Origin of the sequence: Chitinimonas taiwanensis DSM 18899 (assembly GCF_900119825.1) — a bacterium.
In the GTDB taxonomy this organism is placed as follows: domain Bacteria; phylum Pseudomonadota; class Gammaproteobacteria; order Burkholderiales; family Chitinimonadaceae; genus Chitinimonas; species Chitinimonas taiwanensis.
On record NZ_FPKR01000008.1, the window covers coordinates 85,659 to 101,033 of the forward strand.

14 protein-coding genes are annotated in these 15,375 nt (G+C 63.5%); 9 read left to right on the forward strand and 5 right to left on the reverse strand.

Translation table 11 applies throughout. The features are described from left to right. The first annotated feature begins 110 nt into the window (after nt 1-110). The 4 genes from BT173_RS11095 (at nt 111) to BT173_RS19645 (ending at nt 6,301) form a co-directional block, all read left to right on the forward strand. Entirely contained in the window at nt 111-3,941 is a 3,831-nt protein-coding gene (locus tag BT173_RS11095; protein WP_139256126.1) for a DUF3683 domain-containing protein, read from the forward strand. Between the two features lie 274 nt (nt 3,942-4,215). Then, nucleotides 4,216-4,650, forward strand: a complete 435-nt coding sequence (locus BT173_RS11100; RefSeq protein ID WP_072428724.1) for an HIT family protein — start codon at nt 4,216-4,218, stop codon at nt 4,648-4,650. 3 nt (nt 4,651-4,653) lie between these two features. Then, nucleotides 4,654-6,201 carry a cyclic-di-GMP receptor FimW-related protein gene (locus BT173_RS11105; protein ID WP_072428725.1) on the forward strand — a complete coding sequence of 516 codons (1,548 nt, stop codon included), beginning with the start codon at nt 4,654-4,656 and terminating at the stop codon, nt 6,199-6,201. Continuing rightward, nucleotides 6,122-6,301 (forward strand): cyclic-di-GMP receptor FimW-related protein, encoded by a 180-nt coding sequence (locus BT173_RS19645; protein WP_505625215.1) that lies wholly within the window; start codon nt 6,122-6,124, stop codon nt 6,299-6,301. The genes BT173_RS11105 and BT173_RS19645 overlap by 80 nt, the downstream gene beginning before the upstream one ends. A gap of 77 nt (nt 6,302-6,378) precedes the next feature. Here the strand turns inward: BT173_RS19645 and hda are convergent, their stop codons facing one another. Both hda and BT173_RS11115 read right to left on the reverse strand, forming a co-directional pair. Beyond that, nucleotides 6,379-7,053 (reverse strand): DnaA regulatory inactivator Hda, encoded by a 675-nt coding sequence (gene hda / locus BT173_RS11110; protein ID WP_072428726.1) that lies wholly within the window; start codon nt 7,051-7,053, stop codon nt 6,379-6,381. Beyond that, nucleotides 7,050-8,126 carry an AI-2E family transporter gene (locus tag BT173_RS11115; protein WP_072428727.1) on the reverse strand — a complete coding sequence of 359 codons (1,077 nt, stop codon included), beginning with the start codon at nt 8,124-8,126 and terminating at the stop codon, nt 7,050-7,052. The genes hda and BT173_RS11115 overlap by 4 nt, the downstream gene beginning before the upstream one ends. Nucleotides 8,127-8,263: 137 nt before the next feature. On the opposite strand from BT173_RS11115, the gene purM reads away from it, so the two are divergent. The 5 genes from purM (at nt 8,264) to BT173_RS11140 (ending at nt 13,141) form a co-directional block, all read left to right on the forward strand. Next, nucleotides 8,264-9,310, forward strand: a complete 1,047-nt coding sequence (gene purM / locus BT173_RS11120) for a phosphoribosylformylglycinamidine cyclo-ligase (protein ID WP_072428728.1) — start codon at nt 8,264-8,266, stop codon at nt 9,308-9,310. Between the two features lie 91 nt (nt 9,311-9,401). Continuing rightward, on the forward strand, nt 9,402-9,998 hold the full coding sequence (purN, locus tag BT173_RS11125; protein WP_072428729.1) for a phosphoribosylglycinamide formyltransferase: 597 nt from the start codon (nt 9,402-9,404) through the stop codon (nt 9,996-9,998). A gap of 10 nt (nt 9,999-10,008) precedes the next feature. Further along, nucleotides 10,009-11,076: a DUF3108 domain-containing protein gene (locus tag BT173_RS11130; protein WP_072428730.1), complete on the forward strand. Its 1,068-nt coding sequence runs from the start codon at nt 10,009-10,011 to the stop codon at nt 11,074-11,076. A gap of 85 nt (nt 11,077-11,161) precedes the next feature. After that, the gene (locus BT173_RS11135) at nt 11,162-11,836 is read left to right on the forward strand and encodes a DUF3108 domain-containing protein (RefSeq protein ID WP_072428731.1); all 675 of its coding nucleotides are present in this window, start codon (nt 11,162-11,164) and stop codon (nt 11,834-11,836) included. Further along, on the forward strand, nt 11,837-13,141 hold the full coding sequence (locus tag BT173_RS11140) for an RsmB/NOP family class I SAM-dependent RNA methyltransferase (protein WP_072428732.1): 1,305 nt from the start codon (nt 11,837-11,839) through the stop codon (nt 13,139-13,141). Nucleotides 13,142-13,204: 63 nt separating this feature from the next. Here BT173_RS11140 and BT173_RS11145 read toward each other — a convergent pair whose 3' ends face one another. The 3 genes from BT173_RS11145 to BT173_RS11155 all read right to left on the reverse strand — a co-directional run bounded on the left by BT173_RS11145 (nt 13,205) and on the right by BT173_RS11155 (nt 15,360). Next, nucleotides 13,205-13,702: a ClpXP protease specificity-enhancing factor gene (locus tag BT173_RS11145; protein ID WP_072428733.1), complete on the reverse strand. Its 498-nt coding sequence runs from the start codon at nt 13,700-13,702 to the stop codon at nt 13,205-13,207. Between the two features lie 78 nt (nt 13,703-13,780). Continuing rightward, nucleotides 13,781-14,386: a glutathione S-transferase N-terminal domain-containing protein gene (locus BT173_RS11150; protein ID WP_072428734.1), complete on the reverse strand. Its 606-nt coding sequence runs from the start codon at nt 14,384-14,386 to the stop codon at nt 13,781-13,783. A 149-nt stretch (nt 14,387-14,535) separates the two neighbouring features. Further along, the gene (locus BT173_RS11155) at nt 14,536-15,360 is read right to left on the reverse strand and encodes a cytochrome c1 (protein WP_072428735.1); all 825 of its coding nucleotides are present in this window, start codon (nt 15,358-15,360) and stop codon (nt 14,536-14,538) included. Nucleotides 15,361-15,375 lie beyond the last annotated feature (15 nt).

Genomic DNA, 15,375 nt, shown 5'->3' on the forward strand with positions numbered 1-15,375 from the left:
TTTTATCCACACCACAAGCCAAGAAATTGTCGTTGTAGCGTTCGATGCGGCGCAACAAATCGGCTAGAATCAATGCCCCCGATCTCAGCCGTTTCTGGATGCCCGCCACCATGGCAGATACGCCTCGCCTGCGCGAAATACCCTATAACTACACCTCGTTTTCCGACCGCGAAATTGTCATGCGCCTGCTGGGCGAAGACAGTTGGCAGGTGCTGAATACCCTGCGCGCCGAGCGCAAGACCGGCCGTTCCGCCCGCATGCTGTTCGAAGTGCTCGGCGATATCTGGGTGGTGCAGCGCAACCCCTATCTGCAGGACGATCTGCTCGACAATCCGGAGCGCCTGTCGGCCCTGGTTGGCGCCATGCGCCACCGCCTGGGCGAGGTGGAAAAGCGTCGCGGCGACAATGCCCAGGTGGACGAGCTGCTGGCGCGCGCGCGCGCCGCCGTCGACGCCTTCGAGCGCTTCTTCCCGCAAACCGCCGAGCTGCGTAAGCGCGTGCTCAAGCGCATGCAGGGGCTGACCCGCAAGGACAATATCTGCTTCGATGGCTTGGCGCGCGTCTCGCACGTGACCGATGCCACCGACTGGCGCGTCGAATACCCATTCGTGGTGCTGAATCCGGATTCCGAAGACGAGATGGCTGGCCTGGTGAAGGCCTGTATCGAACTCGATCTGACCATCATTCCGCGCGGCGGTGGCACCGGTTACACCGGCGGTGCCGTGCCGCTCACCCCCATGTCGGCGGTTATCAATACTGAAAAGCTCGACCGCCACCACGGGGTGGAATACCTGAACCTGCCCGGCGTGGATGGCCAGGTCGCCACCATCAACTGCGGCGCCGGCGTGGTAACCAAGCGGGTGATGGAAGCGGCCGAAGCCGAGGGCCTCGTGTTCGCCGTCGACCCGACCTCAGCCGAAGCCAGCTGCATCGGCGGCAATGTGGCCATGAATGCCGGAGGCAAGAAGGCCGTGCTGTGGGGCACGGCGCTCGACAACCTCGCGTCCTGGAAGATGGTCGACCCGGACGGCAACTGGCTATTCATCGAGCGCATCAACCACAACCGCAGCAAGATCCACGATGCCGAGCTGGCCACCTTCCAGGTGCGCAAGCTGCAGCCGGATGGCAAGACGCTGATCTCGGAACAGACGCTGAACATCCCCGGCCCAGCCTTCCGCAAGGTCGGCCTCGGTAAAGATGTCACCGACAAATTCCTGGCCGGCCTGCCCGGCGTGCAGAAGGAGGGCACCGACGGCATCATCACCTCGGCGCGCTTCATCCTGCATCGCCTGCCTGCGCACAGCCGCACGGTCTGCCTGGAGTTTTTCGGCACCGTCGCCCAGGCCACGCCGGCCATTGTCGAGATCAAGAATTATCTGGATGCCAAGCCCGGCGTGCTGCTGGCTGGTCTCGAACACCTGGACTGGCGCTATGTGCGCGCGGTGGGCTACGCGACCAAGGCCAAGTCCAAGGGCCGCCCGAAGATGGTGCTGCTGGCAGACATCGTCTCGGACGATGAAAACGCGGTCGGCGAAGCCGCCTCGCAAGTGGTGCGCATTGCCAATGCGCGCCATGGCGAGGGCTTTATCGCCGTCACCGCCGAGGCACGCAAGAAGTTCTGGCTCGACCGCAGCCGTACCGCCGCGATCGCACGCCACACCAATGCCTTCAAGATCAACGAGGACGTGGTGATTCCACTGCCGCGCCTCGGCGATTACTCGGACGGCATCGAGCGCATCAATATCGAGCTGTCCACCCAGAACAAGCTGCAGCTGCTCGAGCGCCTGCACACCTTCTTCCGTGAAGGCCGCCTGTTGCTGGACAACGAGGACCAGGGTATCAGCCACGAAGAGTTGATCGGCGACCGACGCGAAGCCGCGCTCGCCGCCATCGCCGCGGTCCAGCAGCGCTGGGCCTGGCTGCTCCATCATCTCGACGATGCTTTCGAGCAATACACCAGCAACTACCCGGATGCGCCGCTCGAACCGGCCAGCGATATCGATCCGCCCCAGTCGGTGTTCCATGCGCTGCGCGATTTCGCGCTACGCATCTCTTGGAAACGCGAGCTGCTGGCCGATCTGGATGCGCTGTTCTCCGGCGCGGCCGATGCGCCTATCCGCGAGGCGGTGCGTGCGATTCACCAGAAGACGCTGAAGGGTCGGGTCTTCGTGGCCCTGCATATGCACGCCGGCGACGGCAATGTGCACACCAATCTGCCGGTCAACTCGGATGACTACGCGATGCTGCAGACGGCCCACCAGGCCGTGGCGCGCATCATGGCGCTGGCGCGCGGCCTGAACGGGGTAATCTCGGGCGAACACGGCATCGGCATCACCAAGCTGGAATTCCTGACTGAGGACGAGATCGGCCCCTTCCGCGCCTATAAGCAGCGCGTCGACCCCGCGGGCCACTTCAACAAGGGCAAGCTCTTGCAGGGCGCCGATCTGCGCAATGCCTACACGCCGTCCTTCGGCCTCTTGGGCGCCGAGTCGCTAATCCTCGAACAGAGCGATCTGGGCGCCATCTCGGACAGCATCAAGGACTGCCTGCGCTGCGGCAAATGCAAGCCGGTGTGCGCGACCCATGTGCCGCGCGCCAATTTGCTCTATTCGCCGCGCAACAAGATCCTCGGCGTTGGCCTGTTGACCGAGGCCTTCCTGTACGAGGAGCAGACCCGCCGTGGCGTGAGCTTCAAGCACTTCGAGGAACTGGGCGATGTAGCCGACCACTGCACGGTCTGCCACAAATGCGTGAACCCCTGCCCGGTCAAGATCGACTTCGGCGATGTGACGATTGCCATGCGCAACTTCCTGCGCAAGGCCGGGCAGCGCAAGTTCAACCCGGGCACCGCCGCGGCCATGGCCTTCCTGACCGCCAAGGACCCGACCACCATCAAGACCCTGCGTACCGGCATGATGGGCATCGGCTACAAGCTGCAACGCCTAGGTCACGATGTGCTGAAGGTGGCGGCCAAGGCGCAGACCGCCGCACCACCTTCCACCGTGGGCAAGCCGACGGTGAAGACGCAGATCATCCACTTCATCAATAAAAAGATGCCGGGCAATCTGCCCAAGAAGACTGCGCGTGCGCTGTTGGACGTGGAAGACGCCGAGATCATCCCGGTGATCCGCAACCCCAAGCTGGCCGCCGAGGATGCCGAGTCGGTGTTCTACTTCCCAGGTTGCGGCTCGGAGCGCCTGTTCTCGCAGGTCGGGCTGGCCACCCAGGCCATGCTCTGGCATGTGGGCACCACCACGGTACTGCCGCCCGGCTATCTTTGCTGCGGCTATCCGCAAACCTCGTCCGGCTTCAAGGACAAGGGCGACCAGATCACCACCGAGAACCGTGTACTGTTCCACCGCCTGGCCAATACGCTCAACTATCTCGATATCAAGACGGTGATCGTGTCCTGCGGCACGTGCATGGATCAGCTGCAGAAATACCAGTTCGAGCAGATCTTCCCTGGCTGCCGGCTGCTGGACATCCACGAATACCTGCTCGAGAAGGGCGTGAAGCTCAATGGCGTCGCAGGTACGCGTTATATGTACCACGACCCCTGCCATACGCCGATCAAGACCATGAGCCCGATCAAGCTGGCCAATGAGCTGATGGGCCAGCAGGTGGACCTGAACGAGCGCTGCTGCGGCGAAAGCGGCACCCTGGCTGCTACCCGCCCGGATGTATCGACCCAGGTGCGCTTTCGCAAGGAAGAGGAAATGCGCAAGGGCGCCGACAAGGCGCGCGCCGGCACGCAGGACCAGGTCAAGATCCTCACCTCCTGCCCGAGCTGCCTGCAGGGTCTGAGCCGCTACGACGACGACGCCGGCACGACCGCCGACTACATCGTGGTGGAAATGGCGCGCAAGGTACTGGGCGAAAACTGGCTGCCCGAGTATGTGGAAACCGCCCGCAACGGCGGCATCGAGCGCGTACTGCTGTAAGGTGCGTGGCGCCGCGCGACAGTCTGCAAGATGGGGCTGTCGGCGGCGCACTTCTCGGCTATCATCCTGGCAAGACAAATTTCCCGTAGGGTTCCCTCCCCTACCCTGCGGGAGCTGCTCCGATCCATCCGGTCGAGACAGCATCCACAACGCCCCGGCACAAGCGGGGCGTTGTTATTTGTGGCGCTGCAGCGCCCCCTCGGTCGGCAAGGCTTGAGTAAAGCGGCCGCTGCCGCCACAATGCCAATGTAATACTCAGCCAACAAAGCCACCCATGACTAGCCCCACCTGCCCGCTATGCGCCGAAGCCGGCGGCGAACTGATCTGGCAATCCGCGCTCTATCGCGTTGTGCTGGTCAATGAAGCCGGTTATCCGGGCTTTTGCCGCGTGATCCTGAACCAGCACCAGGCCGAAATGACCGAGCTGAGCCCGGAGGAACGCATGGGGCTGATGAATGCCGTCTGGGCGGTGGAAGAAGTCCTGCGCGCGGAGCTGAAACCGCACAAGATCAATCTGGCCAGCCTCGGGAATGTGGTGCCGCATCTGCACTGGCACATCATCCCGCGCTGGCAGGACGACCCGCATTTCCCGGCCCCGATCTGGGCCACGCCGGTGCGCGAAAGCGCATCCCGCATCACCGATTTGAATTGGCTCAAGGCCGCGCTGGCATCCAAGCTTTTGATGCTGGAGTCCTTTGCCAAGGAGTAGCACGTGCACGCCCTGGAATTACCCCCATTCAACCTCGAGCAGGCACTGGAATTTGCCGATGCGCGCGGATTCAAGGACTGGCTCAAGCTGGTACCGATGATCAATGTGCGCCAGGCCCATGGCGAGGTGCTGGATGCGCTGGCGCGCCTGAATGTCTCGCCCGTGCTGCCGATCGAACGGCTTAAGATGCTCGAGCTGCTGCGCGAGCCGGTCAGCATGCTGCAGGAAGAAAACGCCAAGCGTTACTTCGGTAAGCCCTTCCCGCTCTCGCTCAATGAAGACACGGTCTGGCTGTCGAATGTGCAGCTATGGAGCGCGATGAGCCTCGCCTACCGGCATTGCTGGCAGGCCGCGCTCAAGCAGGATGTCACCGTGGCCGAACACTGCGCACTGATCGGCCAACGCGCGATCCGCTACGCAGCGCTGGCCATCCGCGAACATCATCTCGCCTACCGCACCGTGCCGAACGAACGCTGGGCCGACTTGAATGCGCTGTACCAGATCGCCGCCGATGCCGGCGTGGCCAGCAAGATCGTCAAGGACAGCCTGAACAAGCAGACCGAGCTGTCGTCCTGCATGGCCAGCTTCCTGCAAGGCGTGCTGCTGGCGGGTGCCAATCCAAGCGGCATGTCGGTGCGGCAGATTCTGTGGACCGACCGCCTGCTCGATCGCTGGTCGAACCAGACCTCCCTGCTGGTCGAACCGCCCCACCCGGCCGAGCGCGGCGCGCTGGCGCTGGACTTCGAACATCCGGGCGAGCTCAAGCGCTATGACCCGATTCCGGTCGGTGTCAGCTGGCGCTATATCGATATCGATCCGGTCGGCAAGCGCATCAAGAAGCGCATCAAATACCTGCGTGCCGGTGAATCGCCAGTCCAGCTGGGCCTGGGTGAAGAGTACGCAGCCAGCACGGCCGAGGGCTTTCTGGTCGGCCTGTTCCAGGAATGGTGCGATACGCCGCAGGAAAGAGGCATGCCACGCCGCCAGGCGCGCGGCGACGCGGCGCCAGCCATGGTGGCCCTGGGGCTGAATGCCGCGCATATGGCCATCAGCGGCAGCCACTTCACGCAGCCGGAAGAAAAGCACGAGATACGCGGGCGCGCGATTGCCGACTTTCAGTTATTCGGCGGCCAGGCCCAGCATCTGAGCAATACCGGTGTATTCAAGGAATTGGAGCCGGTGCCCGAGCTGGAGCAATGGGCGATGGAGAACGAAAGCGCGATGGGCTTCCGCCTGCAGCGCAGCGTGCCAGGTGGTCGGCTGTCGCACGGTCAGCTGGTGGCGGTACGCCCGCGCCCCGAGCAACCTATCGTGACCGGCAGCGTGCGCTGGCTGGAAGAAGGTGCGAATGGCGAGATCATTATCGGCGTGCGCCTCCTGACCGGCATGCCGCGCGCGGTAGCCGCGCGCGGTAGCCGTGCGCACCACCGGGGTGAACAGCTTCAGCAGCCGCTTCTCGCAGGCACTGCTGCTGCCGGCCATGCCGGCGCTCAATACCACGGCCAGCCTCTTGCTGCCCACGGGTTGGTTCAAGGCCGGCAAGATCATTGAGGTGCATATCGAGGGGCAGATCAAGAAAGCCCGGCTCGAGCAGCTGGTCGATCGCGGCCAGGACTTCGAGCGCGTGTCCTTCCAGGGCGATATCGCCTAGCGCCCGCCCCAGCCCGCTCCCCCAAAAAGAAACGGCCGCTATGCGGCCGTTTTTATTATCGCGATACCCGCCCGGCGCTATTCGCCGGCTTGCAGGGTTTCGCGCACAAAGGGCAAGGTCAGCGGTCGGCTCGCGGCCAGCGCAGCCCGGTCCAGCCGGTCGAGCAAGGCCGTCAAGGAGCCAAGGTCGCGACTCTGGTGGGTGACCAGCCAGCGGCAGACCGACTCATCAATATCGCAGCCGCGCGCGCGGGCACGATGGCGCAGCAGAATGGCCTTGTCCTCGTCGGCCGGCTCGCCGATCTCGAATACCAGGCCCCAACCGAGCCGCGTACTCAGGTCTTCCCGCACCGGCATCTGCGCGGGCGGCAAGCTGCCGGCGCTGACGATGACGCGGCCTGCTTCGCGCTGCGCATTGATCAGGCCGAACAAGACGATCTGACCGTCGGCATCCAGCGCGTCCACATGGTCGACTGCCAGCAGCTCATAACCATGTGCACTCTCATCCAGCGCGCTCTGCGCCGCATCCCAGTAACGGGCAAACAGACCCAGACTGGCCGCACGGCTGATGGTGGCATGCAGCAGGTGCGATTTACCGACCGCCTGCGCGCCCCATAGATAGATGCAGCTATCGCTGGCCTCGCGCTCAGCCGCCGCCTTCAGCGCCAGGAAAGCCTCCAGATTCGGGCCGATCAGGAAATCGTCGAAATCGAAGGACTCGGGCAGTTGCAGATCGAGGGCCAGCTGCTTCATGCGCTTTTGCGATAGAGCGCGCTATCGAGATAGTGACGTTTCAGATGGCGCAGGCCAACCAGCAGCATGGCGGCCAGCGGCAGGGCCAGCAGCACACCGACAAAGCCGAACAGCTGACCAAAGGCCATCAGCGCAAACACGACGGCGACCGGATGCAGGCCAATACGCTCGCCAACCAGGCGCGGCGTTACATAGAAACCTTCGATCAACTGGCCTAGCAGGAACACCCCCCAGACCGGCAAGAGGCCGCCCAGCGACTGGAACTGCAACAGCGCCGCCAGACTGGCCAGTAGTACGCCAACAATGACGCCCAGATAGGGAATGAATACCAAGAGGCCAGCCACGATACCGATCGGCAGCGCCGACTTCAGGCCGGTCATCCACAGGCCGATGCTGTAGAACAGCGCCATGATCACGATCACCGACAGCTGGCCGCGCAGGAACTGGCCGAGCACCGCATCCGATTCGCGCACCAGCTCGTCCACCTTACCCAGCCAGCGGCGCGGAATTAGCACCGCCAAGCGGGCGAGCAGATCGTCCCAATCGCGCAGGAAATAGAACAGCACAAGCGGAATCAGCACCAGATTGCCCACCAGGGCGATCAGCGCCAAGCCACCCGAAGTGAGTGAGGGCAGCAGCGCCTGCACCAGCTTGCCAGCCTGCTCGCCATGCTCGGTCAGCCAGGTCTTGGCGTAGTCGACATCCAGCACCAGCTGCAGGCCAAAGCGCTCATTCAGCCAGGGGCCGGCCGAATCGCGTAACCAGGTCAGCAAGGCAGGCAAATAGCCGGCCAGCGCCGTTAGCTGCTGTACGAAGAGCGGCACGATGACCAGCACCAGCGCAATCAGCAGCAGGGTGGCTGCCAGCAGCACCAGGCTGGTGGCAAAGGCGGGCGAGCAACCGCGGCGGCACAGCTTGGCCACCAGGGGCTCGAGGATATAGGCCAGCACAGCGGCGGTGACAAAGGGAGTCAGCACCGGCGCGAGCAGATACAGCAGCGCCAGGCCCAGCACGGCAAGGGCGAGCGGCCAATACTGCATCCAGCGGGCTTTGTTCGGGCGATAGCGTTTCATTTCGGGTAAAATGCGCGCGAATTCCGGTGCTTACGGTTTTCCGCCTGGCCACAAGCCAGCCGGATCAGGTTCAAGCGCCGCATTGTAACCGCATCGCCAGCGCCTCAGCGCTGCTTTCCATACCAAGAGTTGGCACCATGACCCAAACCCCGCGCCAAAGCCTTTCCTACCGCGACGCCGGTGTAGATATCGACGCCGGCGATCAGCTGGTCGAAAACATCAAACCGTTTGCCAAGCGCACCATGCGTCCCGAAGTCCTGTCCGGCATCGGCGGCTTCGGCGGCCTGGTGGAAATCAGCAAGAAGTTCAAGGAGCCGGTGCTGGTCTCGGGCACCGATGGCGTGGGCACCAAACTCAAGCTCGCTTTCGAGCTGAACCGTCACGACACGGTAGGCATCGACCTGGTGGCCATGAGCGTGAACGACATCCTGGTGCAGGGTGCCGAGCCGCTGTTCTTCCTTGACTACTTCGCCTGCGGCAAGCTCGATGTGACCAGCGCCACCGAGGTGATCAAGGGCATCGCCAAGGGTTGTGAGGACTCCGGTTGCGCGTTGATCGGCGGCGAAACCGCCGAGATGCCCGGCATGTATCCGGCCGGTGAATACGATCTGGCCGGCTTCGCGGTTGGCGTGGTGGAAAAGAGCAAGATCATCACCGGCGACAGCATCGTGGCCGGCGACGTGGTGCTAGGCCTCGCCTCGAATGGCGCGCATTCGAACGGTTACTCGCTGATCCGCAAGATTCTGCATCTGACCAATGCCGACTATAACGCTGCCTTCGAGGAAGGCCGCTCGCTGGCCGATGTGGTGATGGCGCCGACCCGCCTCTACGTGAAGCCCATGCTCAAGCTGATGGAAACCCTCACCGTGAAGGGCATGGCCCATATCACTGGCGGCGGCATCACCGAGAATGTGCCGCGCGTGCTGCCCGACAACGTCGTGGCGCAGATCGATGCCAAGTCCTGGCAGCTGCCCAAGCTGTTCCAATGGCTGCAGGCAGAAGGCAATGTGGCCGCGCAGGAGATGTACCGCACCTTCAACTGCGGTGTGGGCATGGTGGTGATCGTAGCGGCCGAGCACGCCGAAGCCGCTACCGCACTGCTGCGCGCCGAAGGCGAGACCGTCTACACGCTGGGCAGCATCCGCGCCCGCGTCGGCGACGAACACCAGACCCAGGTCGCCTGAGTTTCAGCCTGCCCCGCAAAGGACACGGAGCTGACCGCTTCGTGTCCTTTGTAATTTCCAAGCCGGGCCAGGTGCCCAGGAGCAGAATGTTGTGAAGCAGATCGTGATCCTGATTTCGGGCCGCGGCTCGAATATGCAGGCGATTGTTGAAGCCCGGATTGCTGGCGCGCAGATCGCCGCCGTGATCTCCAACCGCCCGGATGCCGCCGGCTTGGCCTGGGCCAAGGCACGGGGCATCGCCACACTGGCGCTCGACCACAAGCAATACGCAAGCCGCGAGGACTTCGATGCCGCCATGCAGGCCGCTATCGATGCCTTCCAGCCCGATCTGGTCGTGCTGGCCGGCTTCATGCGCATCCTGACCCCGGCCTTCACGCGCCATTACGCGGGGCGCATGCTGAATATCCATCCCTCGCTGCTGCCGGCCTTCCCTGGCCTGCACACGCATCAGCGCGCCATCGAGGCGGGCTGCAAGCTGGCCGGCTGTACCGTCCACTTCGTGACTGCCGAACTGGACCACGGCCCGATCGCCGCTCAAGCTGCCGTGCCCGTGCTGGATAACGACACGCCGGACAGCCTGGCCGCCCGCGTGGTGCAGGAAGAACATCGCATCTACCCGGCCGTGGTGGCCGCCTTTGTCGCCGGCAAGCTGCAGATCAACGGCCTGCGCGTGCAGATCCAGGACTGAACCGCCCACGATGCCGCGTTTCGCCGGTCGCCTGTTCTGGGCGCTGTCTTTCTCCCTGCTGCTGCATCTGCTGATTGGTTTTGGCGATAGCGCCTGGCAGTGGTGGCTGGCTGAGCGCATCGAGGATGAAGGGCCGGCCAAGGCGACCAGTCTGGCCCTGAAGGCGCAGGCGCTGGACGAGCAGCACAGCGCGGACCGCCTACCCGATGGGGTGCTAAGCGTGCAATTGGGCCACCCCAGCCCCAAGCGCCGCAACACCGCGCCCGCTGGCGCGCAGCTGGGCGCAGCCGCTCAATCGCCACTGGCCGAGGACGCACCGCTAGACGAGGCCGCCGCGCTGGCTCAGCTGCTGGACAACCAAGCCAGCAGCGAGGCAGCCCCCGCTCCTGCAGCTACCGAACCGAGCAGCGAAACCGCGCCGGCCCGACCCGAGGTCGATACGCGCTTTCCGCGCAGCGTGGACATCGACTATGTGGCCTTCGGCATTGTCGAGGCCGAACATCGCTGGCGCGCCAAGGGCAAGCACTATGAGATCAGTACGCGCATCAAGCTCGAGGAACGTGAGCTGCGCAGTGTGGGTGAGATCGGCCGCTATGGACTGCGCCCGGCGCTGTTCAGCGACAAGCGGGATAACCGTCCTCAGCCGACTTCGCAGGCGCAGTTCGACTGGGGCAGCAAGACGGTGCGCCTGGGCGAGCCAGGCAAGCAGACCGAGCTGGCGCTCGAAGACGGCGCGCAGGATATGTTTTCCGCCGCTTACCAGTTCGCCCTGCAGGGCGACCAGCTACCTAGCTTCACCATGCAGGTGCTGAGCGGGCGGCACAGCTACCAGGTGCCGTTTGAACTCAAGGGCGAAACCGAGCTCAAGCTGTCCAATCAAAGCGTGACCACGCTGGTGCTGGCCGGTAGCCATAAGCAACGTCGCTTCGAGTTTTATCTGGCGCCCGGTTGGCACAATCTGCCCGTCCGCATCCGCATGAGCGATGGCGACCGTGTCATCGATCTGCGCGCCCAGCAAATCCGCATTGATGGTGAGCTGGTGCTGGCCCAGCCGCAGCGCCTGCAGCGAGACCGCTGATGCGCCGCCGCCTCAAACCGGGTTCAGCGCACGCTCAGGCGGCGCCGGGCAGACTGGCGGCTATGATTGAACACAGGAGTTGCGCATGCTGAAGTCGATCACCCTGCTGGCCCTGGCCATGACCTTGTCTGCGCAGGCCGCCCCCTTGCCGGCCCAGGCCACCATCGTCTACCAGGCGCGCCTGGGTGGCCTGCCGGTTGGGGAAGCGGTCCAGCGCTGGAGCATCCGTGCCGGCCAATACCAGCTGAGCACCGAGCTCAAGCCCATACTCGGCCCGCGCATCCGCTACCAGAGCAGCGGCAGTCTGACCGAGCAGGGCCTGCGGCCGCAGGAATATGCCGAATATCGCGGCAGCAATAGCCAGCCCAAGACGCGCGCGCGCTTTGACTGGAACAAGCTGGAAGTCAGCTACGGGCGCAGCGAAGCGCAGCAGACCGGCAAGCTGGCCCCCGGCGCCCAGGACCTGAATGCGCTGCCCTTCCAGCTCAGCTGGCTGGCCGGCAAGCCAGTGCCCAGCATGCAGATCATGACCGGGCGCAAGCTGCGCCAGGACAAGTTTGCCGAAGGCCCGCAGAGCAAGCTGACCCTGATGGGCAAATCGCAACCCGCACGAGTGTGGATTGCCCCGGAGGGCGAGGAATCGACTGAAATCTGGCTCGCGCCAGCACTGGGCAATCTGCCGGTGAAAATCATCCGCCACGACGACAAGGGCGAGTTGCAGCTTGTCGCTAAGAACATCGAATACCAACTGGACCCGTAAATGCCACCGCTTAATCAAGACGCTTTCCACGCCGCCCTCGACGCACTGCGCGCCGCGCTGTCTTTTGGCGCGCCCGCCGACGCCGTGCTGTCGCGCTACTTCCGCGAAAACCCCAAGCTGGGCAGCCAGAACCGCGCCTTTATCGCCGAGGCGGTATTTGGCGTGCTGCGCCAGAAATTCGTGCTCGACCGCATCTGCGGCAGCGACAATTCGCCGCGCCGCATGCTGCTGGCCTGGCTGATCCGCGGCGGACGCAATCTGCGCGAGTTCGAACCCATCGTATCGCGCGAGGACGAGCGTGCCTTCCTGGCCAGCGTCAAGGCTTTCAAGCTGGAAACACTGACCCTGGCCGAGCGCGCCGAGTTGCCCGAGTGGGTAGCCAGCGAGCTGCAAGCGAGCGGTATGTCGGATGAAGCCGTGCTGGCCCTGGGCCAGTCGCTGGCCCAGCCCGCGCCGCTCGATCTGCGCGTGAATACCCAGAAGATGAAGCGCGAGGCCGTCCAGCGCGAACTGGCTGCCCTGGGCCTGACAGCCAGTGAAACACCCTATTCACCCTTCGGCCTGCGCCTAGAAGGTCGGCCTGCCGTGAACAAGCACACGCTATTCAACGAAGGCGCCATCGAGGTGCAGGACGAAGGCAGCCAGCTGCTCGGCCTCTTGGTCGCGCCTAAGCGCGGCGAGATGGTGGCCGACTTCTGTGCCGGCGCCGGTGGCAAGACCTTGCTGCTTGGCATGCTGATGGCGTCCAGCGGCCGCCTGTACGCCTTCGATGTGTCCGAGAAGCGCTTGGCCAATCTGAAGCCGCGTCTGGCCCGCTCGGGCCTGTCGAATGTGCAGCCACAGCGCATCGAGAGCGAGAACGACGCGCGGGTCAAACGCCTGGCCGGCAAGCTGGACCGGGTGCTGGTCGATGCACCGTGCTCGGGCCTGGGCACCCTGCGCCGCAACCCTGATCTGAAGTTCCGCCAGAGCGCGCAATCGGTCGATGAGTTGAATGTGAAGCAGGCCGCCATCCTCGCCTCCGCCTCGCGCCTGGTGAAGCCGGGCGGCCGTCTGGTCTATGCAACCTGCTCCATCCTGCCACGCGAGAACCAGGGGATTGTGGAAGCTTTCCTGGCCAGCCACCCGGACTTCGAGTTGCTGCCCGCCCATACCGTGCTGGCCGAGCAGCGCGTGGCACTCAATACCGGTGACTATCTGCAACTGAGCCCGCAAGCCCAGGGTTGCGACGGCTTCTTTGCCGCAGTGCTGCAGCGCAAGCCACGCACAGCAAGCGCCCCGACTGAGGACGGCACGGCAGCGTAAGCTGCAGACGGCCAAACAAAACGGCACCCGAGGGTGCCGTTTTGCATGCTGGCGATCTGCGCGCTACTTGATCACGCGCAGATGGCTACGACCGGCCGCTGGCGGCACGGGCGGCTCATCCTCAGGCTCAGCTTGCGCGGCGACCGGCTCGGGTGCCGATTCGGGCGCATCCACGACTTCAGAGGCCACCGGCTCCAGCGACACGGCACGCAGGCCACCACGCTCGCCCTCCGACCCCCCCCCCTCGGCAAACTCGGGCTCCCAGGCCATGCCCTCGCCCGTCTCGCGCGAGAACAGCGATACCACCGCACCAATCGGCACAATGATGTCGCGCGACACGCCACCAAAGCGGGCCGAGAAGCGCACATAGTCATCGCCAAGCTGCAGATTGCGCGTGGCATTGTAGCTGATATTGAGCACGATCTCGCCGTTCTTCACGAACTCCATCGGCACCTGCATCTTGCCTTTCACGGCCGCGACCAAGTAAGGCGTGTGGCCATGGTCGGAGCACCATTCGTGAATGGCGCGCATCAGGTAAGGCTTGATCGGGGCAGAGTTCATACGCTTTACGCAAAGAAAGTGGGAAGGTGAACAAGCAGGTGGCCGCTGCCGACCGCGCAAGCAGCCGGCTGGACGGGCTTACTTGCGCATGGCCTTTTCGTTCGGCGTCATCGAATCGATGAAAGCCGGACGGGCGAACAGGCGCTCGGCGTACTTGAGGATAGGCGCCATCGGCTTGCTCACTTCCACGCCGTAGTGCTCAAGGCGCCACAGCAGCGGGGCAATCGCCACATCCAGCATGGAGAACTCGTCACCCAGCATGAACTTCTGCTTGGAGAAGATCGGGGCGATCTGGCCCAGATTGTCGCGAATCGTGTTGCGCGCCTTCTCCATATCTTTCTTGCTGGTGCCGCTGGTTTCCAACGTCTTCACATGCACGAACAGCTCGCGCTCGAAGTTGAACAACATCAGACGGGCACGGCCGCGCATGATCGGGTCGGCCGGCATCAGCTGCGGGTGCGGGAAACGCTCATCGATGTATTCATTGATGATGTTCGACTCGTACAGCACCAGATCTCGCTCGACCAGCACCGGCACTTCGTTGTACGGGTTCATCACGGCCAGATCTTCGGGCTTGTTGTGGATGTCCACGTCAACGATCTGGAAGTCCATGCCCTTTTCGAACAGGACAATACGGCAGCGGTGGCTGAAGGGGCAGGAAGTGCCTGAGTACAAAGTCATCATAAGAACGGGGTCTCCATCAGCAATACAGGTCAGATAAGGCGTGATTTTAGCATTTTGCCCTAGGCAAAAGCCAGAAAACATGCATAAGTCAATGATTTTAAAAAGAAAACGGAGGGCTTTACCCTCCGTTTTCTGGCAGCTGGCAGCGCTTAGTGAATATCGCGCCAGTATTCCTTCTTCAGCAGATAGGCCATCGGCACCAAGAGGAAGATCAGGAACAGCAGCACGCCGTAGCCGATGCGCTCGCGCGTCACCTGAGCCGGCTCACCCATCCAGACGATGTAGTTGGTCAGGTCCGCCACCTTGTTGTCGTAATCAAAGGTATTGGCCTTGCCATCGGTCAGACGGGTCAGCTCGCCAGCGCGGGTCAGCACCAGTTGATGGGTGCTGACTTTTTCCTTGCCGTTCACGTGCTCAACGGTTTCCCAGGAACGCACGACCGGGCCCTTGGCTTCCACCTTGCCATCCAACACCTTCAGTTCCAGGTCGCCCTGCAGCTGCCACAGCACATGCGGCATGCCAACCTTGTCGAACACGGTATTGTTCCAGCCGGTAGGACGGCTAGGGTCGCGGTAGAAGCTGCGCAGATAGGTGTACAGCCAGTCGGCACCACGCGAGCGGGCGATCAGCGACAGGTCGGGCGGCGTAGCGCCGAACCAGACCTTGCCGTCCTTGGCCTGCATGGCCACGCGCATCGGCTCACCCACCTTCTCGGAAGCGAACATCAGATTGGTACGAATCTGCTCTTCGCTCAGGCCAAGGTCCTGCAGTCGGTTGTAGCGCATGGCGCTGGCACCGTGACAGGACAGGCAGTAGTTAGCGAACAGCTGCGCGCCGCGCTGCAGCGACTCGACATCGCGCACATTGCTGGGCGAATGGTCGAGCGCAACAGAGGCACCGGCCGCCAGAGCCGGCGTAGCCAGGGGCAGCAGCAGGCTGCAAGCGGCGAGGATTTTGACGATCTTGTTTTTCATCTTCTTGTCTCTCCC

Coding starts and splice junctions, on each gene's coding strand:
- BT173_RS11150 (WP_072428734.1), bottom strand. CDS start 14,386: ATGATGACTTTGTACTCAGGCACTTCCTGCCCCTTCAGCCACCGCTGC.
- BT173_RS11130 (WP_072428730.1), top strand. CDS start 10,009: ATGCCGCGTTTCGCCGGTCGCCTGTTCTGGGCGCTGTCTTTCTCCCTG.
- BT173_RS11100 (WP_072428724.1), top strand. CDS start 4,216: ATGACTAGCCCCACCTGCCCGCTATGCGCCGAAGCCGGCGGCGAACTG.
- hda (WP_072428726.1), bottom strand. CDS start 7,053: ATGAAGCAGCTGGCCCTCGATCTGCAACTGCCCGAGTCCTTCGATTTC.
- BT173_RS11145 (WP_072428733.1), bottom strand. CDS start 13,702: ATGAACTCTGCCCCGATCAAGCCTTACCTGATGCGCGCCATTCACGAA.
- BT173_RS11135 (WP_072428731.1), top strand. CDS start 11,162: ATGCTGAAGTCGATCACCCTGCTGGCCCTGGCCATGACCTTGTCTGCG.
- BT173_RS11115 (WP_072428727.1), bottom strand. CDS start 8,126: ATGAAACGCTATCGCCCGAACAAAGCCCGCTGGATGCAGTATTGGCCG.
- BT173_RS11095 (WP_139256126.1), top strand. CDS start 111: ATGGCAGATACGCCTCGCCTGCGCGAAATACCCTATAACTACACCTCG.
- purM (WP_072428728.1), top strand. CDS start 8,264: ATGACCCAAACCCCGCGCCAAAGCCTTTCCTACCGCGACGCCGGTGTA.
- BT173_RS11140 (WP_072428732.1), top strand. CDS start 11,837: ATGCCACCGCTTAATCAAGACGCTTTCCACGCCGCCCTCGACGCACTG.
- BT173_RS11155 (WP_072428735.1), bottom strand. CDS start 15,360: ATGAAAAACAAGATCGTCAAAATCCTCGCCGCTTGCAGCCTGCTGCTG.